Annotated in this window: 20 protein-coding genes and 1 pseudogene; 15 read left to right on the top strand and 6 right to left on the bottom strand. The window is 72.2% G+C overall.

Annotated features, from left to right (window positions below; translation table 11 throughout):
• Positions 1 to 117: 117 nt before the first annotated feature.
• The 5 genes from BU197_RS02135 (at position 118) to BU197_RS02115 (ending at position 7,080) form a co-directional block, all read left to right on the top strand.
• Positions 118 to 1,860 carry an acyclic terpene utilization AtuA family protein gene (locus BU197_RS02135; RefSeq protein WP_188266414.1) on the top strand — a complete coding sequence of 581 codons (1,743 nt, stop codon included), beginning with the start codon at positions 118 to 120 and terminating at the stop codon, positions 1,858 to 1,860.
• A gap of 136 nt (positions 1,861 to 1,996) precedes the next feature.
• Positions 1,997 to 3,595, top strand: coding sequence for an acyl-CoA carboxylase subunit beta (locus tag BU197_RS02130; RefSeq protein WP_188266413.1), 1,599 nt, complete (start codon positions 1,997 to 1,999; stop codon positions 3,593 to 3,595).
• 11 nt (positions 3,596 to 3,606) lie between these two features.
• Positions 3,607 to 5,544 carry an acetyl/propionyl/methylcrotonyl-CoA carboxylase subunit alpha gene (locus BU197_RS02125; protein WP_188266412.1) on the top strand — a complete coding sequence of 646 codons (1,938 nt, stop codon included), beginning with the start codon at positions 3,607 to 3,609 and terminating at the stop codon, positions 5,542 to 5,544.
• Between the two features lie 102 nt (positions 5,545 to 5,646).
• Complete coding sequence (locus BU197_RS02120) at positions 5,647 to 6,780, top strand: acyl-CoA dehydrogenase family protein (RefSeq protein WP_188266411.1); 1,134 nt, start codon at positions 5,647 to 5,649, stop codon at positions 6,778 to 6,780.
• Between the two features lie 51 nt (positions 6,781 to 6,831).
• Complete coding sequence (locus BU197_RS02115; RefSeq protein WP_188266410.1) at positions 6,832 to 7,080, top strand: hypothetical protein; 249 nt, start codon at positions 6,832 to 6,834, stop codon at positions 7,078 to 7,080.
• 83 nt (positions 7,081 to 7,163) lie between these two features.
• Here the strand turns inward: BU197_RS02115 and BU197_RS02110 are convergent, their stop codons facing one another.
• Together BU197_RS02110 and BU197_RS02105 are read right to left on the bottom strand one after the other, a co-directional pair.
• A complete protein-coding gene (locus BU197_RS02110) occupies positions 7,164 to 8,093 on the bottom strand; it encodes an aminoglycoside phosphotransferase (RefSeq protein ID WP_188266409.1) in 930 nt (309 codons plus the stop codon).
• A 229-nt stretch (positions 8,094 to 8,322) separates the two neighbouring features.
• Positions 8,323 to 9,717 carry a Mucin-2 gene (locus BU197_RS02105; RefSeq protein ID WP_188266408.1) on the bottom strand — a complete coding sequence of 465 codons (1,395 nt, stop codon included), beginning with the start codon at positions 9,715 to 9,717 and terminating at the stop codon, positions 8,323 to 8,325.
• Between the two features lie 264 nt (positions 9,718 to 9,981).
• Between BU197_RS02105 and BU197_RS31420 the strand changes: the two genes are divergently transcribed.
• Positions 9,982 to 10,821 (top strand): excalibur calcium-binding domain-containing protein, encoded by an 840-nt coding sequence (locus BU197_RS31420; RefSeq protein WP_411158428.1) that lies wholly within the window; start codon positions 9,982 to 9,984, stop codon positions 10,819 to 10,821.
• 328 nt (positions 10,822 to 11,149) lie between these two features.
• Here BU197_RS31420 and BU197_RS02095 read toward each other — a convergent pair whose 3' ends face one another.
• Positions 11,150 to 11,596, bottom strand: a complete 447-nt coding sequence (locus BU197_RS02095; protein ID WP_188266407.1) for an ATP-binding protein — start codon at positions 11,594 to 11,596, stop codon at positions 11,150 to 11,152.
• Positions 11,597 to 11,853: 257 nt separating this feature from the next.
• Between BU197_RS02095 and BU197_RS02090 the strand changes: the two genes are divergently transcribed.
• The 6 genes from BU197_RS02090 (at position 11,854) to BU197_RS02065 (ending at position 16,892) form a co-directional block, all read left to right on the top strand.
• The gene (locus BU197_RS02090; protein ID WP_188266406.1) at positions 11,854 to 12,741 is read left to right on the top strand and encodes a helix-turn-helix domain-containing protein; all 888 of its coding nucleotides are present in this window, start codon (positions 11,854 to 11,856) and stop codon (positions 12,739 to 12,741) included.
• Positions 12,728 to 12,919 carry a DUF397 domain-containing protein gene (locus BU197_RS02085; RefSeq protein ID WP_188266405.1) on the top strand — a complete coding sequence of 64 codons (192 nt, stop codon included), beginning with the start codon at positions 12,728 to 12,730 and terminating at the stop codon, positions 12,917 to 12,919. The genes BU197_RS02090 and BU197_RS02085 overlap by 14 nt, the downstream gene beginning before the upstream one ends.
• Before the next feature lie 263 nt (positions 12,920 to 13,182).
• Positions 13,183 to 13,398 (top strand): DUF397 domain-containing protein, encoded by a 216-nt coding sequence (locus BU197_RS02080; RefSeq protein ID WP_188266404.1) that lies wholly within the window; start codon positions 13,183 to 13,185, stop codon positions 13,396 to 13,398.
• A gap of 532 nt (positions 13,399 to 13,930) precedes the next feature.
• Positions 13,931 to 15,538 carry an AMP-binding protein gene (locus tag BU197_RS02075; RefSeq protein ID WP_188266403.1) on the top strand — a complete coding sequence of 536 codons (1,608 nt, stop codon included), beginning with the start codon at positions 13,931 to 13,933 and terminating at the stop codon, positions 15,536 to 15,538.
• Positions 15,535 to 16,260: an enoyl-CoA hydratase family protein gene (locus BU197_RS02070; protein WP_188266402.1), complete on the top strand. Its 726-nt coding sequence runs from the start codon at positions 15,535 to 15,537 to the stop codon at positions 16,258 to 16,260. Before BU197_RS02075 ends, BU197_RS02070 begins: the two co-directional genes overlap by 4 nt.
• Positions 16,248 to 16,892 carry a TetR/AcrR family transcriptional regulator gene (locus tag BU197_RS02065; protein ID WP_223182766.1) on the top strand — a complete coding sequence of 215 codons (645 nt, stop codon included), beginning with the start codon at positions 16,248 to 16,250 and terminating at the stop codon, positions 16,890 to 16,892. Before BU197_RS02070 ends, BU197_RS02065 begins: the two co-directional genes overlap by 13 nt.
• Here BU197_RS02065 and BU197_RS02060 read toward each other — a convergent pair.
• Positions 16,889 to 17,098 (bottom strand): annotated as a pseudogene (locus BU197_RS02060) (hypothetical protein); the annotation flags it as partial. The gene BU197_RS02065 and the pseudogene BU197_RS02060 sit on opposite strands and share 4 nt — an antisense overlap.
• Positions 17,099 to 17,219: 121 nt before the next feature.
• Here BU197_RS02060 and BU197_RS02055 point away from each other — a divergent pair.
• The 3 genes from BU197_RS02055 to BU197_RS02045 all read left to right on the top strand — a co-directional run bounded on the left by BU197_RS02055 (position 17,220) and on the right by BU197_RS02045 (position 18,786).
• Positions 17,220 to 17,405, top strand: coding sequence for a hypothetical protein (locus BU197_RS02055; protein ID WP_188266490.1), 186 nt, complete (start codon positions 17,220 to 17,222; stop codon positions 17,403 to 17,405).
• Between the two features lie 215 nt (positions 17,406 to 17,620).
• The gene (locus BU197_RS02050) at positions 17,621 to 18,484 is read left to right on the top strand and encodes a helix-turn-helix domain-containing protein (protein ID WP_188266400.1); all 864 of its coding nucleotides are present in this window, start codon (positions 17,621 to 17,623) and stop codon (positions 18,482 to 18,484) included.
• A complete protein-coding gene (locus BU197_RS02045) occupies positions 18,481 to 18,786 on the top strand; it encodes a DUF397 domain-containing protein (protein WP_188266399.1) in 306 nt (101 codons plus the stop codon). Before BU197_RS02050 ends, BU197_RS02045 begins: the two co-directional genes overlap by 4 nt.
• A gap of 85 nt (positions 18,787 to 18,871) precedes the next feature.
• On the opposite strand, the gene BU197_RS02040 is transcribed toward BU197_RS02045, so the two are convergent.
• On the bottom strand, positions 18,872 to 19,381 hold the full coding sequence (locus BU197_RS02040) for a GNAT family N-acetyltransferase (RefSeq protein WP_317452076.1): 510 nt from the start codon (positions 19,379 to 19,381) through the stop codon (positions 18,872 to 18,874).
• A 236-nt stretch (positions 19,382 to 19,617) separates the two neighbouring features.
• The gene (locus tag BU197_RS30150; protein WP_223182765.1) at positions 19,618 to 21,918 is read right to left on the bottom strand and encodes a DUF4157 domain-containing protein; all 2,301 of its coding nucleotides are present in this window, start codon (positions 21,916 to 21,918) and stop codon (positions 19,618 to 19,620) included.
• Between the last annotated feature and the right edge of the window lie 76 nt (positions 21,919 to 21,994).

The raw sequence follows: 21,994 nt of genomic DNA, 5'->3' as shown, positions 1-21,994 counted from the left end.
ACCCGTACGGGGACCTTGAGCGGCCCGCGCCCCCGGGACCCGACCCGTACAGGGACCCTGAGCGGCCCGCGCCCCCGGGACCCGACCCGTACGGGAAGCCCGAGGAGGCCTGACCCCATGCCCCCCACCCCCTCCTCCAGCCTCCCCACCCCCTCCAGCCTCCCCACGCCCCCCACACCCCCCGCTCTCCGTATCGGCAACGCCTCCGGCTTCTACGGTGACCGTTTCGACGCCGTCCGCGAGATGCTCACCGGGGGCGGGCTCGACGTCCTCACCGGCGACTATCTCGCCGAACTGACCATGCTCATCCTCGGTCGCGACCAGCTGAAGGACCCCGCCGCCGGGTACGCGAAGACGTTCCTGCGCCAGATGGAGGAGGGCCTCGGCCTCGCCCACGAGCGCGGAGTCCGGATCGTCGCCAACGCGGGCGGGCTGAACCCCGCCGGTCTCGCCGAAGCCCTGCGCGCACTCGCCGCGAAGCTCGGCCTGCCGACCCGGATCGGGTGGGTCGAGGGCGACCGGCTGCCCGCCGAGGGCGGCGCGCTCGCCACCCACGCCTACCTCGGCGGCGCCGGGATCGCCGCCTGCCTCGCGGCCGGTGCCGATGTCGTCGTCACCGGCCGGGTCACCGACGCGGCTCTCGTCACCGGCCCCGCGCAATGGCACTTCGGCTGGGGCCCGGAGGAGTACGACCGGCTCGCGGGCGCGGTCGTCGCCGGGCACGTCCTGGAGTGCGGCACCCAGGCCACCGGAGGCAACTACGCCTTCTTCCGCGAACTCGATCCGGCCGTCCTGCGCCGCCCCGGCTTCCCCCTCGCCGAACTCCACGCCGACGGCAGCGCGGTGATCACCAAGCACCCCGGCACCGGGGGCCTGGTCGACCTCGGCACGGTCACCGCCCAACTGCTCTACGAGACGGCCGGCGCCCGCTACCCCGGCCCCGACACGACCGCCCGCCTCGACACCGTACGGCTCGTCACGGAAGGGCCCGACCGGGTCAGGATCGAGGGAGTACGGGGCGAGGCCCCGCCCCCGGACCTCAAGGTCGGGATCAGCAGGCTCGGCGGCTTCCGCAACGAGGTCGTCTTCGTCCTGACCGGCCTCGACATCGAGGCCAAGGCCGCCCTGGTGCGAGCCCAGTTGGAGGACGCGCTGTCCGCCGCGCCCCCGGCGGAGACCCACTGGGAACTGGTCCGCACCGACCACCCCGACGCCGCCACCGAGGAGACCGCGAGCGCCCTGCTGCGCCTGGTCGTCCGGGACCCCGACCCCGAGAGGACCGGCCGGACCCTGACAGGGGCGGCGATCGAACTCGCCCTCGCCAGCTACCCCGGCTTCCATGTCACCGCCCCACCCGGCAGGGGCGCCCCCTACGGGGTGTGCGAGAGCGCGTCCGTGCCCGTAGGGGAGGTCCCGCACACGGCGGTCCTGCCCGACGGGACCCGGCACGCCGTCCCCGCCCCGGTACGGACCCGCGCCCTGGCACCCGTACCCGAACCGCCCCTTCCCGAGCCGCTGCCGGCCGGGCCCGTACGGCGGGCGCCGCTCGGCCGGGTCGCCGGGGCCCGTAGCGGCGACAAGGGCGGCGACGCCAACATCGGGGTGTGGGTCCGCACGGAGGCCGAGTGGCGCTGGCTCGCCCACGCGCTCACGGTGGACCGGCTGCGGGAGCTGCTGCCCGAGACCGCCGGTCTCGACGTGACCCGGCACGTCCTGCCGGGGCTGCGGGCGCTCAACTTCACGATCGCGGGAATCCTCGGCGAGGGCGTCGCCTCCCGGTCCCGCTTCGACCCCCAGGCCAAGGCCCTCGGCGAATGGCTCCGCTCCCGCCACCTCGACATCCCGGAGGAACTCCTGTGACCGCGCCCGCCGTTCCCCCGGCCACCCCGACGAGAAGCCACCCGGCCACTCCCGCCGCCCCTAAGGGAAGCCACCCGGCCGTCCCGAAGAGAAGCCACCCCGCCACCCCCGTCAGGGTCACCCCGGAGGGTCTCCTGTGACCGTCCTCCCCACCGCCCTCGATCCCGACGGCGACGACCACCGGGCCCACCGCGCCGCCATGCTCGACAAGCTGGCCGCGCTCGACGCCGAGCAGGCCAAGGCGCTCGCGGGCGGCGGCGAGAAGTACACCGAGCGGCACCGGCGGCGCGGCAAGATGCTCGCGCGGGAGCGGATCGAACTGCTCGTCGACCCCGACTCGCCGTTCCTCGAACTGTCCCCGCTCGCCGCCTGGGGCAGCGACTACACCGTAGGGGCGTCCCTGATCACCGGCATCGGGGTCGTCGAGGGCGTCGAGTGCCTGATCACCGCCAACGACCCCACCGTGCGCGGCGGCGCCTCCAACCCGTGGACGCTGAAGAAGGCACTGCGGGCCAACGAGATCGCGTACGCCAACCGGCTGCCTGTCGTCTCGCTCGTCGAGTCCGGCGGCGCCGATCTGCCCTCCCAGAAGGAGATTTTCATCCCCGGCGGGGCGCTCTTCCGCGATCTGACCCGGCTCTCGGCCGCAGGCATCCCCACGGTCGCGGTCGTCTTCGGCAACTCGACCGCCGGAGGCGCGTACGTCCCCGGGATGTCCGACCACACCGTGATGATCGAGGAACGCTCGAAGGTGTTCCTCGGCGGTCCGCCGCTGGTCAAGATGGCGACGGGCGAGGAGAGCGACGACGAGTCGCTCGGCGGCGCCGCGATGCACGCGCGCACCAGCGGGCTCGCCGACCACTACGCCGTCGACGAGCCGGACGCGCTGCGCCAGGCGCGCCGGATCGTCGCCCGCCTCAACCACCGCAAGCGGTACGCCGATCCGGGCCCGGCGGAGCCCCCGAAGCACGACGCGGAGGAGCTGCTCGGGATCGTCCCCGGCGATCTGAAGATCCCCTTCGACCCGCGCGAGGTGATCGCCCGGATCGTCGACGGCTCGGACTTCGACGAGTTCAAGCCGCTGTACGGGACGAGCCTGGTGACGGGCTGGGCGAGCCTGCACGGCTACCCGGTCGGCGTCCTCGCCAACGCCCAGGGCGTGCTGTTCTCCGCCGAGTCGCAGAAAGCCGCGCAGTTCATCCAGCTCGCCAACCAGCGTGACATCCCCCTGCTCTTCCTGCACAACACCACCGGCTACATGGTGGGCAAGGAGTACGAGCAGGGCGGGATCGTCAAACACGGCGCGATGATGATCAACGCGGTGTCGAACTCGAAGGTCCCGCACCTCTCCGTCCTCATGGGTGCGAGCTACGGCGCCGGGCACTACGGCATGTGCGGAAGGGCGTACGACCCCCGGTTCCTCTTCGCCTGGCCCAGCGCCAAGTCCGCCGTGATGGGCCCGCAGCAGCTCGCCGGGGTCCTCTCGATCGTGGCGCGGGCGAGCGCGGCGGCGAAGGGACAGCCGTACGACGAGGAGTCCGACGCCGGACTGCGGGCGCTCGTCGAGGCGCAGATCGAATCCGAGTCGCTGCCGATGTTCCTCTCGGGGCGGCTCTACGACGACGGGGTCATCGACCCCCGCGACACCCGCACGGTCCTGGGACTGTGTCTGTCCGCGATCCACACGGCACCGGTCGAGGGCGCACGCGGCGGCTTCGGCGTCTTCCGGATGTGAGGGCACTGACGATGATGACGTCCGTACTGGTCGCGAACCGGGGCGAGATCGCCTGCCGGGTCTTCCGCACCTGCCGGGAACTGGGCCTGGCCACGGTGGCGGTGTACTCCGACGCGGACGCCGGAGCCCTGCACGTACGGGAGGCGGACACGGCGGTACGGCTGCCGGGAGCGGCGCCCTCGGAGACGTATCTGCGCGGGGATCTGGTGATCGCGGCGGCGCGGGCGGCGGGCGCCGACGCCGTCCACCCGGGCTACGGCTTCCTCTCCGAGAACGCGGACTTCGCGCGGGCGGTGCTGGCCGCCGGGCTGACGTGGATCGGTCCGCCGCCGGAGGCGATCGAGGCGATGGCGTCGAAGACCCGGGCGAAGGAACTCCTCGGCATCGCGCCCCTCGCACCGGAGGACGTCCGCGAGGCAGACCTGCCCGTCCTGGTGAAGGCGGCGGCGGGCGGCGGCGGCCGAGGCATGCGGATCGTACGCGAACTGGCGTCTCTGCAAGGGGAGTTGGCGTCGGCGTCGACGGAGGCGGCGAGTGCCTTCGGGGACGGGGAGGTGTTCGTCGAGCCGTACGTGGAGGACGGGCGGCACATCGAGGTGCAGCTGCTCTGCGACGCCCACGGCACGGTGTGGGCGCTCGGCACCCGGGACTGCACCCTCCAGCGGCGGCACCAGAAGGTGATCGAGGAGGCGCCCGCGCCCGGACTGCCCGCCCCGCTCGAAGCGTCCCTCCTGGACACGGCCGTCCGCGCGGCGAAGAGCGTCGGCTACGTCGGCGCGGGCACGGTCGAATTCCTCGTCGCCGACGGACGGGCGCACTTCCTGGAGATGAACACGCGCCTCCAGGTCGAGCACCCCGTGACGGAGGAGGTGTACGGGGTCGACCTCGTGGCCCTCCAGATCGGCATCGCCGAGGGTCACGCCCTGCCCCCGGAACCGCCCGCGCCACACGGCCACGCGGTGGAGGCGCGCCTCTACGCGGAGGACCCCGCCCGCGCGTGGGCCCCGCAGACGGGGGTCCTGCACGCCTTCGGGTTCCCCCGTGAGGGTCGGGTCAGGGTCGACTCGGGGTACGAGGCGGGGGACGCGGTCGGCGTCCACTACGACCCGATGCTGGCGAAGGTCACCGTCCACGCGGCCACCCGCGAGCAGGCCGTCCGCAAGCTCGCCCACACCCTGGAACGGGCCCGGGTGCACGGCCCGGTCACCAACCGGGACCTCCTCGTCGCCTCGCTGCGGCACCCCGAGTTCACGACGGGGGAGGGGCTGAGCACCGGCTTCTACGACCGGCACCTGACCGGGCTGACCGCGCCCGGGGACGAGGGGGGAGGCGCGGAGGCGGCGGCGGTGGCCGCCGCCCTGGCGACGGCGGCCACCGCCGCGACCACCGCCCGGGGCCGCTTCGGCGGCGGCTGGCGCAACCTCCGCTCGCAGGACGAGACCCGCACCTACGGAATCACCCGGAAGGGAGAGGGAGGGAGCGCGGAGGAAGGGGAGATCGAGGTCCGCTACCGCCCCACCAGGGACGGCGGGTACGAGGTCACGGCCCCCGCCGGAATCCGGGTCGTGGCGACGGCGCCGCGCCGGGTGAGCCTCGAAGTCGCCGGAGTCGTACGGCACATGGACGTCGACGCGTACGGGGACGGTGTCGTCCACGCGGGACGGCACCGGCTCGTCCCTCGCCCCCGTTTCGCCGACCCTCGCGAGCGGACGGCCCCCGGTTCGCTGCTCGCCCCCATGCCCGGCACCGTCGTCCGGGTCGCGGACGGTCTCGCCGTCGGCGACCGGGTCACGGCGGGCCGGCCACTGCTCTGGCTGGAGGCCATGAAGATGGAACACCGCGTCACCGCCCCGGCCTCCGGCACGCTCACCGCACTCCACGCCACACCGGGCCGCCAGGTCGAGATGGGCACCCTGCTGGCCGTAGTCCTGCCGGAAGAACACCCCTGACCGAAGCCCCCACCGAAGCCCCCACCCCGGCCCTACCCCCACCCTCACCCCCACCCCCACCCCAAGCCCTGTCCTGACCGAAGCACAGGAGGAACCGTCCGTATGAGCACCGACATCGAACCGTCCGAGCACACCGCGCTCCGCACCGCCGTCGCCGCGCTCGGTCGCCGCCATGGCCCCGGATTCGACCGGGCGGCCCTGTGGGCGGAGGCGGGCAAGCTCGGCTATCTGGGTGTGAACCTGCCCGAGGAGTACGGCGGCGGGGGAGGCGGGATGGCCGAGCTGTCGATCGTCCTGGAGGAGGCGGGCACGGCGGGAGCCCCGCTCCTGATGATGGTGGTGTCACCGGCGATCTGCGGCACGGTCATCGCCCGCTTCGGCACGGAGGAGCAGAAGCGGACCTGGCTGCCGGGGCTCGCGGACGGCTCCCTGACGATGGCCTTCGGCATCACGGAGCCGGACGCGGGCTCCAACTCGCACCGCATCACCACCACCGCGACCCGCACGGAGACCGGCTGGGTCCTCAACGGCCGGAAGGTCTTCGTGTCGGGCGTCGACATCGCGGACGCCACGCTGATCGTGGGCCGTACGTCGGACGCGCGGACGGGCTCGCTGAAGCCGTGCCTGTTCATCGTCCCGCGCGAGACGACCGGCTTCGGGCGGCGGCACATAGAGATGGAACTCGACGCGCAGGAGAAGCAGTTCGAGCTGACGCTGGACGATGTGCGGCTGCCGCCGGAGGCGCTCGTGGGCGACGAGGACGCGGGCCTGCTCCAGCTCTTCGCGGGGCTCAACCCGGAGCGGATCATGACGGCCGCGTTCGCGATCGGCATGGGCCGGTACGCGCTGGCGCGGGCGGTGGAGTACGCGAAGGAACGCCAGGTGTGGAAGACCCCGATCGGCGCCCACCAGGCCATCGCCCACCCCCTGGCCCAGGCCCACATCGAACTGGAACTGGCCCGCCTGATGATGGCGAAGGCGGCCCGGCTCTACGACGCGGGCGACGACGCGGGCGCGGGCGAGGCGGCGAACATGGCGAAGTACGCGGCGGGCGAGGCGTGCGTGAAGGCGGTGGACCAAGCGGTCCACACCCTCGGCGGCAACGGCCTGACCAGGGAATTCGGCCTGGCCCGCCTGATCACGGCGGCACGGGTGGCCCGTATCGCCCCGGTGAGCCGGGAGATGATCCTGAACTACGTCTCCCATCAGACGTTGGGGCTGCCCAAGTCGTACTGAGGAGTGCGACCCTGGTCGGGCCTGGAGATCGAGGGGGAGGGGCCGCACAGGATGACCAAGGACTATAAGGACGACGCGAGTTCGGCGTACGGCCCCACCTCGCTGGCCCTCGGCGCGGTCACGGTGGCCGGGGTGGCGGCCATGGCCTACGTCGGCTCCGGCATCCCCTTCCTCACCGCCGTCCTCGCCCTCACCTCCGGCACCCTGGGCCTCTTCCGGGGCCCCCACCGCCTCCTGTCCTTGGCGGGCTTCGTCTGTGGACTGGCGGGGGTGGTGGTGATGCTGGGGTTCTCCGTGTGACACGCGAGGGTTCCGTTCCCTCGTGACGGCGACCTCCCGGGTCTGCGCGGGGCAGTCCCCTTCGCGGGACCGGCCCGCGCGGGTCAGTCCCCCTCGCGGGCGGCGAGGAAACCGGCCCACTCGTCGGCGGACCGGGCGATCGAGTCGGCGGTGGGCACGCGCTCGGCGGCGAGATCGTGCCAGCGCCGTGCCTCCGCCCGTACGAGGGTCGCGACCGCCTTCGGGTCGGCCGCGCTCCAGCCCGGCACCCGCGCCGCCCACCGCCACGCCTGCTCGGGGGAGTGCCCGCCGGTGGAGACCAGCCGCATCCCCCACAGCGCCGTATCGATCCAGACCGGACCGGCCGTCGCCCACGACCAGTCGACCAGCCGGGCCCGTACGCCTTCCTCCACGAGGATGTTGGTCGAGGCGGGGTCCGTGTGCAGCAGCCGGGAACCGGCGAGCAGGCCCCGGTCGGCGGCGGCGCAGTAGTAGCCCCACCGGTCCCAGGCGGTGGGCAGCCGCACCCCGGGCGGTGCGGGCAGCGGCGCCAGCTCGGCCAGGGCCGCGGCGACCGGCGCGAGATCCGGCGAGCCGGGCGCGAAGTCCGCGCCCCGCCCCGGCACGCCCTCGAAGGCGAGCAGCTGCCAGCCGTACCCGTCCAGACGCCACAGGACCCGAGGCGCGCTCTTCGGCAGATACGGGTTCACGGCCTCTTCGAGATCCAGCTCGTCCACGGGCGACCAGCCGGGCCCCCACCAGGAACCGTCCTCCTCGGACGCGGTCCCGACGGCGGGGGCGGGGTCGCGCTGCCCCTTGACGAAGACGGTGCCGGACGCGGATGCGGAGGCGGGGGAGGGGGAGGAGCCGGGGCCGATGTCAGGCGCCCCCGCCGCCAGGTCGAGCAGGGCGGCGACCCCCGCCGCCGCCGAGTGCTCCGCGTCCCGCGCCGTGAACGCCGTACCGAGCCGCTCCCCGACGGCTTTCACCAGAGCTTCGGGGAGCTGATCCCAGCGGATGCGCCCTGTGGACATCTCAGGCTCCGGGCGGCGGAGGGTGGTCCGGCGGCGCGGGCGGGTTCTTGTCCGGTGTGATGGGCCCTCGCGGCTTCGGGGCCGGTTTCGGCGTGATCGGGCCCCTGGGAGGTTTGCGCGCTTCGAGAACCATGACGAGGAGCGTAGGGCTCGGGTCCTGGTGGAGGGAGCCTTTGCTCCGGTGTGGACGATTCCTGCGCGGGTGCCGTGCCGCACTTCGGCTCGCCGGTCAGGCGGGGACGCGGGCCCGGTCCAGGACTGCGGCCATCTCCCCCTCCGGAAGCGCCGGGTTGGCGCCCGCGGCGGCGGCCAGTTCGGGGACGTGGAGGGCCTCGCGGAGCCGGGGGAGCGGAAGACGCGGGTCGCGGGTCGCCGCCTGGCGTGTCCGGACGGCGGGGTCGTGGCTGAGCCGTTCGATCAGCTCCGGTGTGGCGGCCGGGTCCCGTACGGCCAGGCGGCGGTAGTTCCCGTCCGGGTGGTCCGCGTAGCGGGCGGTGAGGCCCTTACGGGGGAAGTGGGGGTGCGTTTCCGCCATCCAGGCGGAGAACGTCCCGCCGAGCCGCGCGTACACACGCATCAGGACCTCCTCCGGGGTGTCGGGATGGTGAATGCCCAGGAGGTTCTCCAGCACGGGGTCCTCGAAGCGGGCGAGCAGGCGCAGCAGGTCGGGCGGCAGACGGGGGCTTCGGGCGGCGGCGCGTCGGAGCAGCGGGTGCGCGGAGGTCGCGGCCCGCCGCAGCACCTCGGGGTCGGCGAGCCCGTCCCGTACCCACCGCACGCCGTCGCCCCTGTCGAGATCCCCGGCCGTGAAGTCGATTGCCATGCGTCGTGTCTCTTCCAGCTCCGGCCGGAGGGAGACGGCGAGCCGTACGTCCTCGTCGGGGTCGACGGCGAGCCGCTCCACGAGGTCGGCGGGCAGTGACGGGTTCTCGGCGAGGGCCGTCAGGTGCGTCCGTTCGGCGACGTAGCGCTCGGCGTCGGCGCGGACGAGGAGCCCTCGGCGCAGCGCCTCGGCGGCGGATCTCGGGTCGCGGATCAGTGCGGCGGTGAGGCGCGTGTCCGTTCGGCACTCTCGCAGCGCGGCGGCCCGTCGCACCTCGGGATCGGGGTCGGCCCGCAGTGCCGACCGTTCGCCCGCCGACAGGGCCTTCCATGCCCGCACCGCTGCCCGGCGCGCCGCCGGGTGGTGATGCGTGGCCATGGACGCCACGAACGACGGCGCCAGATGGGGCGACTCCAGCAGCGCCGAACGGACGGAAGGATCCGGGTCGTCGAGCAGACGGGCGCACACCGCGTCCGGGAGCGGCAGGACCTTCGTACGCGGGTCGTACACCTCGGGCCCGTACGCGAGAGCCGCCCGCACCTGGGGAGAAGGATCGTCCGCGAGCCGGGCCCTCTGCGCGGGCTCCGCCCCGGCACTCATGGCGAAGTCGATCCGGGCGCCCGGGTGCGGGTGGGCCAGGACGAGGGCGACGGCCGACTCGGGGAGTCCGGCCCGCCGAGGAGCGTCACGGGGCGGACGGCCGCCGTCGCCCTCGAAGGCGAGCAGGCGCAGCAGCAGCGGCGTCGGCAGCGCCGGATTCCGGGCCACGCCGTCCAGCGCGGAGGAGTGGAACGCCGTCATGATTCTCCTGCCCCGTGTCTTCCAGGAGCATGATTCTCCTGCCCCGCGTCCTCCCGGAGCGGCAGGCCGCAGCCGCCCGGGACCCAGTGGGTCCGCGTGACGGTCCCTCGGATGTCGGGGCTCCTCCCGGAGCCGTGGGACCCTCGCCCTGCCCGTACCACCAGCCCCGGCATTCCCCCCACACCCTCTTCCGGTTCCGAATATCATGTGTGCGGTCTCTGTATTTTGCGCACACATGGTTCACATTTCCCGGGAGAGTCGTACGTGTACCCGCCGCCCCCTTCCCACCCGTACGCACCCCCGCCCCCGCCCCCGCCGCTGCCCCGGCGCCGCTGGTGGCAGCACCCCGCGCTGATCATCGTCCTGTTGGTGATCTTCCCGCCGGCGGGCATCGCCCTTGCCTGGACGAGCCTCTGGAAGCAGCAGCAGAAGATCCTGGCCACCGTTCTCTCCGGACTGTGGTTCCTGCTGCCCTTCCTCATACCCGCCCCGGACAAGCCCGAGGACGACGCGAAGGCCAAGCAGCCGGTCGTCGCCACCACCGCGTCCCCGACGCCGACCCCGACGCCGACTCCGACTCCGTCTCCGGAGAAGACCGAGGACGCTCCCGTGATGCCCTCGCTCGTCGGTGGTGCGTACACGGCCGCCAAGCAGCTCCTGACCGACAATCTGGGCCGGTCCTACGCCGTCTACAAGGACGTCGAGCTTCCCGCCGAGTACGACGACTGGCTCGTCTGCTTCCAGCGTCCCGAGGCCGGGGAGCCGGTCGCCGCCGCCGTGCCCGTGGTGTACCTGACGGAGCCGGGCATCCCCTGCCCGAAGTCCCCGGACACCGTGCTCCACAAGCCGACGCCGAAGCCGACCACCGTGCCCCCGGCGCCCAAGCCGACCACCGAGCCTCCGGCCCCCCGGCCCCGGCCCACCACCCAGCCGCCGACCGTGGCCCCCGAGCCGGAGCCCACCCAGGAGGCGGCCGGCAGCAGCGTCTACTACCGCAACTGCACGGCCGCCCGCGCGGCGGGCGCCGCCCCCATCCACCGCGGCGAACCCGGCTACGACAGCCATCTCGACCGCGACGGCGACGGGGTGGCCTGCGAGGGCTGATCGCTTCGGCGCCGACGTCGGCACGACGTCTGCAAGACGTCGGCGGGCCGACCGGTCCCGGTGCGTTCCCGTGCTTCGGCGCGGGGATGCGCCGGGACCGTTCCGTTTTTGGTGCGAGGTCCCCTGCCCCGGAGCCCCCGCCCTCAAACGCCGGTCGGCGCCCGCGCGGACCACGACACCGACAGGCACTCGTGGAAGGCGAGTGGATGCCAGAGGCCAGACGCCAGACGCCAGATGTCGGCCGTGGCCGTTCGGACCCCGCAGGACTCGTGGCGCGCTCTTCGACGGATACGGGTGCACGGCCTCTTCGGGATCCAGCTCGTCCACGTCAGGCGGTCCACGGCACCTCTGCCCACACGAACTTCCCGAGCGGCCGGACGCCGACGCCCCACGCCTCCCCGCACAGCGCGTCCAGGACGATCAGGCCGCGTCCCCGGTTGCGCTCGTCGGAGGCGGGGCGGCGGCGCGGTGCACGTCGCGTGGGGTCGTGGACCTCGATGTGTGTCCGGTCCGTCTCCGCGTGGAGGTCCACCCGGATCAGATCCTCGTTCTCGGTGCCGTACCGGTAGGCATTGGTGACCAGTTCGCTGGTCACCAGAATGACGGCGTCGACATGGGATTCCGGAGCCTCCGGAGCGTGGTGGCGGAGAAACTCGCGCACGAACTCCCGCGCTGCTCGGGCGGATTGCGGTTTGCTCGCCAGGATCAGCGTGGGCGGGGGAGCGGCCGTCGGGGTGTGGAGGGTGGGCGGAAGCGCCGGCGGAAGATCGAGCATGGGTTTTCCTCACGGGCAAGTGCCGTCTGGGACAGGTGAGTTGGGCCTGAATTCAGACGGACGAGCGGCGGAATGCTCGCTCACGGTGAGCGGAATGCCAGGCTGCATGGCATCCCCAACCCCATGCAAGACTTCATGCCGTTGTACCGCCCGCAAAGGTGTCGAACGGATGTCTTGTAGTGCGTGGCGAGTGCCGGACCGCTTTCATGGCGAGGGGCGAAAGTCCTTCATAATGAGGACTGTGAGAAGGGGCTGAGATGGCAGAAGGTCCGACCGGATCGACCGTGCCACGTCGTCAACTGGGTCGAAATCTCAAAGAGCTTCGCAATCGGGCGCGCCTGACGGTGCGCGCGGCGGCGAAGAAGCTGGAATGGTCCGAAGCGAAGATGTGGCGCATCGAGACGGGCCAGACTCCGCTGCGAAGCCTGGACGTCCAGGCGATGTGCCAGGTGTACGGCGCTCCGCCGGACCTCACCGAGGCGCTGATGGGCCTGGCGAAGGAGACGAAGGCGCGCGGCTGGTGGCATGCGTACGGTGACTCGATCCCGGAGGGGTTCGATGTGTACGTGGGCCTCGAAGAGGCTGCGGAAAGCGTCTCGGTGTACGGCAGTGATCTAGTTCCTGGCTTGCTCCAGACGGATGGCTACGCACGCGAGATCATCCGTACGCACATCCGGGGGATTGGTGACGCGGACCTTGATGGACGTGTACGCCTCCGCATCGAGAGGCAGGCGCTTCTCACCCGGGTCACCGATCCATTGGCCGTGCGTGTCGTGCTGGGCGAGGCGGTGCTGCGGCGTTCTGTCGGGGGACCGGAGGTGATGGCACGGCAGCTCGCCCATCTGGTCTATGTCGCGGGACTGCCGAACATCTCACTCCGCGTGGTGCCGTTCGCCGCCGGGATGCACCTGGGGGTCGTCACGGGCCCATTCGTGATTCTTCGGTTCCCGCTGACCGGCGACGGGGTCGCCACGGAACCGCCCACGGTCTACGCGGACGGGTACACCGGGGGCCTCTACCTGGACAAGGAAGGGGAGGTGAAACAGTACGACACCGCCTTCGACGGCATCTGGGAAGCATCGCTCGACGAGCAGGCGTCGAGACATCTGATCTCTGAGGTAGCAGGGAGCTATGGACAGGGTTGAGAACGCAGAGTGGTTCAAGTCGAGCCACAGCAACGGGAACGGTGAGTGCGTCGAGGTGGCCTACCTTGATGACATGGTCGTCACGCGTGACAGCAAGGTGCAGGCGGGTCCCGTCCTGAGCAGCACCTTGGACGGTTGGAAGACGTTCATCGGAAGCGTGGCCGAGGGCGCTCTCTAGGCGCGCTCGTGGCGATCCCGAGGAACGTCCTCATACGCGACACGCCCCTCGTATGACCCCGCAGGGGCCACATGAGGGGCGCTGTCGTCGGCGGACTTTCTCCGCCCGGGGCGCCCGGCCCATTGCCCTTACCGGGTGGCCCGAACGGAATCACGCGTCCGGGGAACACAGGCGGGCTGGTCGGCAGCGTCAAGGTCCTCGGCTTCGGTGACCATCCCGCCGTCGAGCGGCCACCGAATGGTCAGAGAGACGAGGAACTTCCCATGAACCACATCGCCGACGCCTCCACTCTCCCCCTCACCTGGTGGAAGTCGACGTACTCGGACAGCACCGCGCAGTGCGTCGAGTGCGGTATCGCCGATGCCGCAGGTCGGCTCGTCGCCGTCCGGGACAGCAAGGTGCCGACCGGCCCCGCGCTCCTCGTGGGCTTCGGGGCCCTCGGGGCTCTGGTGGACGCGGTGCGGGACGGGCGGATGTAGGCGTCCGGGCGCGTGTCCCGGTGGGCGGTTCCGGTGTGCCCGTGCTTCGGCGCGGGGACGCACCGGGACCGTCTTGTTTCCGGCCCAGGCGCGGGTCGGGAGGGGCAGGGGGCAGCCCCCGGCCGGGCAGCCCCCGGACCTAGGTCCGTGACTCGCGCAGCGAGTGCCACTCCGCGCCCGTCAGCCCCCGCGCGGCTCGCGGCACCGACAGGTGCTCGTGCCTCCCCGCGCGCCCCCGTGACGGCGGCCTTCACTTGCTCAGCGCCGGCCACGGTCTACGTACTCCCCGCGCCCCCGCGCGACGGCGCAGGTCACGGGTCCTGGCCGTGCCGCCCTGTTCGGGTGCCGCCTCAAGCGGCTCGCCGCCCGTGAGGCGTACGGGGTGGACGTGACCGCTCCCCGCCCCGCCCTCGAAATCATGCAAGCACGCTTGATTCTTCTCCAGTCCCCTGCCAAGGTCTCCCCACGCCCCGAGAGCCCCCCGCCTGTCCGTGATCCACCCCCGCCCCCTCCCCTCTCCCCGGAGGTCCGCATGGTGTTCCGCAGTGCGTACGAGCCCGTTCAGCCCCTCTCCGAGCCCATCCACGACGTCGTCCTCGGGCGCGCCGCCGAGCGGGGCGACACCCCGGCGCTGATCGACGGCGCCACCGGCTTCACCCTCACCTACGGGCAGGTCGACGCCTTCCACCGGACGGTCGCCGCCGGGCTCGCCGAAGCCGGGGTCCGCAAGGGGGACGTGCTCGCCCTGCACAGCCCCAACACCGTCCTCTTCCCCGTCGCCTTCTACGCCGCCACCCGCGCCGGAGCCGCCGTCACCACCGTCCATCCGCTGGCCACCGCCGAGGAGTTCGCCAAGCAGCTGCGGGACTCCGCCGCCCGCTGGATCGTGACCGTCTCCCCGCTGCTCCCCGCCGCCCGCGCCGCCGCCGCGCTCGCCGGAGGCATCCGGGAGATCTTCGTCTGCGACCAGCCGCCCGAGGGCGACCCCGTACCGTCCCTCCAGTCCTTCCTCGGCTGCACCGCGCCCGTCCCGGAGACCGTCCTCGACCCCGCCGAAGACCTCGCCGCGCTCCCGTACTCCTCCGGCACCACCGGCGTCCCCAAGGGCGTGATGCTGACGCACGCCTCCATCGCCACCAACCTCGCCCAGTTGGAACCGGTCATCCCCATGGGCCCCGGTGACCGCATCCTCGCCATCCTTCCCTTTTTTCATATTTACGGGCTTACGGCTCTGATGAACGCGCCCCTCCGCCGTGGCGCCACCGTCGTCGTCCTGCCCCGCTTCGAACTCGGCACCTTCCTCGGCGCCATCCAGGAACACCGCATCAAGGGTCTGTACGTCGCCCCGCCGATCGTCCTCGCCCTCGCCAAGCACCCGTCCGTCGCCGACTACGACCTCTCCTCCCTGGAGTACGTCGTCAGCGCCGCCGCCCCGCTCGACGCAGCCCTCGCCGCCGCCTGTTCCGCCCGGCTCGGACTCCCGCCCGTCCTCCAGGCGTACGGCATGACCGAGCTGTCCCCGGGCACCCACGCCGTCCCCCGCGACGCCCAGGACCCGCCGCCCGGCACCGTCGGCAGGCTGCTGCCCTCCACCGAGATGCGGATCCTCCGCCTCGACGACCCCGCCCGGGACGCCGAACCCGGCGCGGAGGGCGAGATCGCCATCCGGGGGCCGCAGGTCATGAAGGGGTACCTCGGCCGGCCCGAGGCCACCGCCGCCATGATCGACGCCGACGGGTGGCTGCACACCGGGGACGTCGGCCGGGTCGACGCCGACGGCTGGCTCTTCGTCGTCGACCGCGTCAAGGAACTCATCAAGTACAAGGGCTTCCAGGTCGCCCCCGCCGAACTCGAAGCGCTGCTCCTCACCCACGAGGGCGTGGCCGACGCCGCCGTCATCGGAGTCGTCGACGCCGACGGTACGGAGATCCCCAAGGCGTTCGTGGTACGCCAGGACTCCGCGCCCGGCCTCACCGCCGAGGACCTCATGGCGTACGTCGCCGCCCGGGTCTCCCCGTACAAGAAGATCCGCGCCGTCGCCTTCGTCGACGGCGTACCCCGGGCCGCCTCGGGGAAGATCCTCCGCAGGGAACTCCGGGACAGGGAGGTCCGGACCAGGGAAGTGGGGGAGCGCGCATGAACCATCTGATCGCCGTCACCGGGGAACGGGGCATCACCACGCTCGCCCTGGACTCCCCGGCCAACCGCAACGCCCTCTCCGCCGCGCTCGTCGCCGAACTCTCCGCCGCGCTCGCCGACTGCGGCAAGGACCCGGCGGTCCGCGCGGTCGTCCTCACCCACACCGGTACGACGTTCAGCGCGGGCGCCGATCTGAAGGGCCCCGCCAGCCCGTACGCCTTCGTGGACCTGCTCCGGCAGATCGTCGAACTGCCCAAGCCGGTCGTCGGCCACGTCACCGGGCACGTACGGGCCGGGGGCCTCGGCCTGCTCGGCGCCTGCGACCTCGTGGTGGCCGGGGCGGCGGCGGACTTCGCGCTCACCGAGGTACGGATCGGGGTCGCGCCCGCCGTCGTCTCCCTCACCCTCCTGCCCCGCCTCGAACCCGGCGCCGCCGCCCGCTACTACCTGACGGGGGAGCGCTTCGGCGTCCCCGAAGCCCGCGCCGCCGGGCTCGTCACGGCGGGCGAGGAGGAACTGCCCGGCATCCTCGACGCCCTGCGCGCCGCCTCCCCGCAGGGCCTGCGCGAAGCGAAGAGGCTGGTCACCGCTAGAGTCCTGGAAACCTTCGAACGTGACGCGGAGGACCTGGTGCGGAAGTCGGCCACGCTCTTCGCCTCCGCCGACGCACGCGAGGGGATGACGGCCTTCCTCGAAAGACGGGACCCCGCATGGCGGCTGTGACCGCACCCAAGCAGGACCGCAGCCGCGCCACCCGGCAGCGGCTCCTGGAGGCCGCCGTCTCCTGTCTCGCCGAGCACGGCTGGGCCGGTTCCACGGTCGCGGTCGTGGCGGAGCGCGCCGGAGTCTCCCGGGGCGCCGCGCAGCACCACTTCCGCACCCGCGAGGACCTGTTCACCGCCGCCGTCGAGTACGTCGCCGAGGAACGCTCGAACGCGCTGCGGGCCCTGCCCTCCCGCGACCGGCACGAGGCCGTCGCCGCGCTCGTCGACCTCTTCACGGGACCGCTCTTCCGGGCCGCGCTCCACCTGTGGGTGGCGGCCTCGGGCGAGGAGCAACTGCGCGCCCGGGTCACGGAACTGGAAGCGCGGGTGGGCCGCGAGTCGCACCGGGTCGCCGTCGAGGTCCTCGGCGCCGACGAGTCCCGCCCCGGCGTCCGCGAAACCGTCCAGGGCCTCCTGGACATGGCCCGGGGCCTCGGCCTCGCGACCCTCCTCACGGACGACGGCGCCCGCCGCGACCGGGTGGTCGCCCAGTGGGCGAAGCTGCTGGACGACGGCCTCGGGGAACACCGGTACAGCGGCCGGAGCCGAGAACGATCACGGTCGGCCGGTACGCCGGGCTCGTCCGGCTAGGTCGTCTCTTCCGGATCGTGCCGGGCGGCGCGGGCCAGGCAGGATCCGGAAGCGACGGCCTGGGTCTTGATGGGTGCGGCCGATCTGGCGGCCTGCTCGATCTTCGCGCGGTGGGCCGCGCGGGCTTCCTCGTCGATCCGCATCTCGTGTTCGGGCCGCATCCCGGTTCGGCCGTCGACGCCTTCACGCAGGATTTCGGCCGGTCCGAGCCTGCCATGGGCTGCTGGCAGTCTCAAGATCCACCAGGGGTGACCGTACGCCGGGGCCGGGACCTCCCCCAGTCCCTGCCGGTCCCGGCCGGTCAGGGGCGGCACTAGCCTTGTCCCCATGCCAACGGAAGGACGGGAGCCCCCCGTTCGCTGCGTGAAGTGCGGCCGTACCGCCGTCATCCTCTCCAAGACCTTCGACAAGAGGACCGAGGACCACCGCTGGCGTCTCAGGTGCCTGGACTGCGCCGTCGCGTGGTGGGCGGACGAGCACGACCACTGGAAGGAGAACCCTCCCGTCGACTGAGGTGGTCCGCATGTTCGTCCCGATGCGGTGGACGTGACCGGGCGCGCGCGGGCGCACACCCCCGGCGCGCGGCGGACGCCCGGAGTGCGAACTCACCGTTTGGAGTGGCGGTTCGACGGATTCCGCCCTCTCGCCCCGCCCCCTGGTTCTAGCCTGACGAGCAGCGGCACGACGACGCTGAGTGACGGCACGAGTGCGTCAAGAAGGCGGTAGGGATGGCAGTGAATACGGAGGAGCGGCCCGAGCAGCCCTCCGAAGTGGACGGTACGGCGCATCTGTTCAACGCGCTGGGCAAAATCATCAGGATCCTGCGCCGCCGCGCGGGACTCAGTCAGACGGCGATGGCCTCGATCACGCACGTCAGCGAGGACCTGATCTCCGCGATCGAGAGGGGCGTACGGGTCCCCCAGCCGGACTTCCTGATCCTCGCGGACCCTCTGCTCAACGCGGACGGCATCCTGATCGCGGCGGTCACGGACGTACGGGCCGCGTTGGCGAGGGCACGGGTACGGCACCCGGGCTGGTTCCAAAGCTTCGCCAAGACGGAGGCCGCGGCGGTGGCTCTGCACTATTACGAGGTGCAGGCGGTGCCGGGCATCCTCCAGACGGCCGCCTACGCGCGCTCCCTCTTCGAACATCGACGGCCGCTCCTGAGCGAGGCGATCATCGAGAAGCGCGTGTCCGATCGGATCTCCCGACAGGTCCTGCTCGACCGGTGGCCCACTCCGACGATCAGCTTCGTGCTGGAAGCGGCCGTCCTGCTCCGGCCGTTCGGCGGTCCGGAGATCCACCGAGAGCAGTTGCTGCGTGTCCTCGATGTGGCGCAACGCCGGTCCGTCGAGCTTCAGATCATGCCTCTGGACAAGGCGGAACACCCGTACCTGGGCGGGTCCTTCACCCTGCTCACGCCCAAGGGGCAGCGGGAGGTCGCGTACACCGAGATCTACGGGCACGCCCGGCTGATTACCGACCATGACGAGGTACGTACATACGCCGAGCGGTATGGGATTATCCGGGCACAGGCACTCACCCCACAAGAGTCCCTGGTGTTCATCGAGAAGATGCTGGGAGAGCTATGAGCACCGCAGAACTGACCTGGTTCAAGAGCAGCTACAGCAGCTCCGAAGGCGGCGAGTGCATCGAAGTCGCCTACCAGTGGCGGAAGTCGAGCTACAGCGACAGCGAGGGCGGCAACTGCGTCGAGGTCGGCTACGACTGGTACAAGTCGAGCTACAGCGGCCCCGAGGGCGGCGAGTGCGTCGAGGTCGCCGCTCACCCCGCCGCCGTCCACATCCGTGACTCCAAGAACCCCGAAGGTCCTCAGCTGGCCGTCTCCCCGGCTTCGTGGACCGCGTTCGTGGGCGTGACCACGAGCGTCTGACCGGTACGGCCACGGCGGCGGCGCCCGCTCACCCCGACGGGTGGGCGGGCGCCGTCATGCCGTCAGGACCTGGGGATACGCCGGATCAGCCGGTGGTCAGCCGCCACCGGATCTCTCCGTCGTGCCGCTGGTCGGTGGGGGCGAGTCCGGCCGTGGTGGCGACGGCGGCGGATGCCTGGTGGTCGGGGTGGACGTGGGCGACGACCGTGTGCACCGGGGGGTGCTTCCGGAGCCAGGCGACGAGGCCGCGGGCCGCCTCGGTGGCGATGCCGGTCCGCTGCCAGGGGGTTCCCACCACCCAGGCGATCTCCGCGCAGGCTCCGCGGTCGTCGGTGGTGACGGTGGCCTGGACCGTGCCGGTCAGACGGTCGGTGTCGCGGAGCCGGATCACCCAGTTGCACCAGGACTCGGCGGGGACGGGCGAGCCGGCCGCCCAGCGTGCGTAGCGGGCGCGCAGGGCCTGGGCGGTGTCCGGAGCGCCGCCGATGAAGGTGTGCAGGCCGGGATCGGACAGTGCGACGGCCATCTCGTCGGCGTGCTCGGCCTTCAGGGGCAGCAGGGTCAGCCGGTCGGTGCGGATGATTTCGGCCTTCACGCTGCCTCCTGATCGGGATGTCCGACGAGTATGCCCCGTTCGGTGCGCCAGGTCGGCGCCGCGCACGACCCGCAGCCCCCTCGGCGGTGTGCCGAAGGAGCCGTCACGGGGAAGGGTTTGGACAACGGTGGTGGTGGACAACGGTGGTGGACACCGCTGGTGGGCGATGACGCTGGGACGACGGTGTCGGGGCGGTGGCGCTGGGACGGCGGCATCGGGACGGTGGTGTCGACGCCCTACACCTGCTGTGCCGCGATCCTCGCGCGGATCACCGCCTTCTTCGCCTCGCCCAGCGTGGTGCTCTGTTCGAGCTCGTCGAGGCTGTCCTGGTGCAGCGGATGCGAGGAGTGCCGGAAGTCTTCGGCCGTCGCGAGGGCTTTGCCGTCGGAGCGTGCCTCGGCGAAGAAGTACGCGATCGCGTCACGGAGCATCTTCCGGTCCTCCTCCCCGAAGGAGCCCGCCCACGTACTGTCGGTGACCTTCTGGTCGTCGGTCCTGGCCTCGCGGAGGAAGGCCCGTCCGTACTGCGGACCGAGGATCGCCTCCAGCTTCCCGCCGCGCTCCCAACCCTTGGACGGGTACTTCTCCACGTCCGTCCCGTCGTCCACCACCTCACCCTCCCCGGGCCTGGCCTGGTTCGGGGAGATGTCGATCGACAGCGTCTTGATCCCGGCGAAGGCGAACTGGTCGGTGACGCCGCTGCGCATGCCGATCGCGCCGACGATCCTGAAGTTCTCGTTGAGGTAGTGGAGCAGCGCCAGCTCGGATCGGCGGCCCGTCATCCCCGGCCATTCCCAGTACTTGAGCAGGTGCGGCCCGTTGACGGTGCTCGGTTCCGGGTACCCGCCGATGAGCACGGGCTGCGCGCCCCCGAGATCGGGATGCTCGCTGATCATGGTCTGGAGCTGGTCGAGGCCCTCCCGCCCGGTGTCGAGCGCGGGGGCGTTCCCCTCCCCGGTGTGGCCGCTGTCCCGGTAGTTCACGATGACGTACGGGACGCCCGCCCGGAACCTGCTCAGCGGGTGACCGGCCGTCGCGCGAGCGGCGGTGAAAGCCTGCGCGGTGGTCTCGTCCGGAGCGGCGTACTCGCGGTAGAAGTCCTGCATCCGCTCCTCGCCGCCCTCGGCGCCGACCCGCGCGTTCTGAGCCGTCATGCCGCTCCTGAACTTGTTGGTGGAGAGGTTCTCGCCACCGCCGTGCGCGAGCCCGAGGCTGTCCCCGGACTTCTTGGTGAAGAAGACCCGGGCGGGCCCCAGATCCGCGTGGAGCTGGTACATGTGCAGCGCTTTGCGGGCGATGGCACGCTTCGCGCGGGGGCGGTTGTCCCTCTCGCTGGTGATGTCTCCGGCGATGGTGGTGCCGATCCGCTCCTCAAGGGCGGTCTCGTGGGCGTCCAGCCGAGCCTGCTCCGTGGCGATGTCGGCGTCCACTTGAGCCTTGCGCCATGTCTTGATGGCCTTCGGCGTGGTGATGTCAGCCGGAGGCACCCGGTCGCCGGATCCTCGCTGGAGCCGCATCTTCGTCGCCTTGAACTCCGCCGTTCGCTCCTCTCTCGGCCCAATCTCGTCCGTCATCAGCCTGCTGCGTACGGAGCCGGAGATCCGGGGGATGTCGACGTCGTCGTCGAAGTCGTCCAGCAGGCCGTACATGAGGAGCTTGAGGGTCGGGTCGAGGAGCATGGCGGCCCGGACGTGGTACATGTCGCCGGAGTGCCCCGCGTTCACGACGAGGGTGTTGTCGGCCGTCAGCCCGTGGGCGGCCGCTTCCTGCGCGGTCGTGATCTCGGTGCCGTACGACGGGGCGGAGGACGAGGACGTCCCCTCCTGCCCCGTCACCACCCGCTGGACGGCCGGCCGCGCCCCCTCGGTCGCGCGCTGGACGGGCCGCGTACCGGCGGTGGCGGCCTCCGGCGCCGCCGGAGCCGCGCCCGACAGCGCGCGCCGGGCGTTCGCCTCTGCCTCCCGCTCGAAGCGGTCCGAGGGATCGGAGACGCGCAGCCCGGAGCCGTTGTCCGTGCCGGAGACCGGGCCCTGACGCTGCTGGATGACGTGCGTCAGCTCGTGCGCGAGGGTGTGGCGGTCGCCGCCGCCGGCGCCGATGACGATGTGGCTGCCGGAGGTGTACGCGCGGGCGCCGACCTCGGCGGCGGAGGCGCGGGCGGCGCTGTCGTCGTGCACGCGCACATCGGAGAAGTCGGCGCCGAGCCGGGACTCCATGTCGGCACGGGTGCCGTCGTCGAGGGGGCTCCCGGAACTGCGCAGGACGCCGTGGACGGAAGAACGCTGTACGGGGGCGGGCGCGGCCTCAGGGCTCTGCGCGTGGCCGCACCCGGCGCCGTGCTGGTGCCGGGACTCCTCGATCATCCGGGAGACGGCGGCGTTGCCGATCGTGCGCTGGAGGGCGAGGACCGACTGCGGGGACAGGGCACCGCCGACACCGGTGGCGGGGGTGACCGTTCCGCCGCGCGGCCCGTCACGACGAGCGCCCGCCTCCGCCCTCGTCGCGGTCGACGGCGCCGGTGCGTCCTTGGCGTGCATGGAAATCCCCCTGGAGGGCGTGGTACGGGTACGTTCCTCCCTGTCTAACCGGCGGGGCCGACGGGGCACAAGGTCC

The sequence above is a fragment of the Streptomyces sp. CBMA291 genome (assembly GCF_014596525.1).
Taxonomy (GTDB): domain Bacteria; phylum Actinomycetota; class Actinomycetes; order Streptomycetales; family Streptomycetaceae; genus Streptomyces.
Note: the sequence above shows the minus strand (reverse complement) of the source record. Positions and strands in the feature narration are given on the sequence as shown.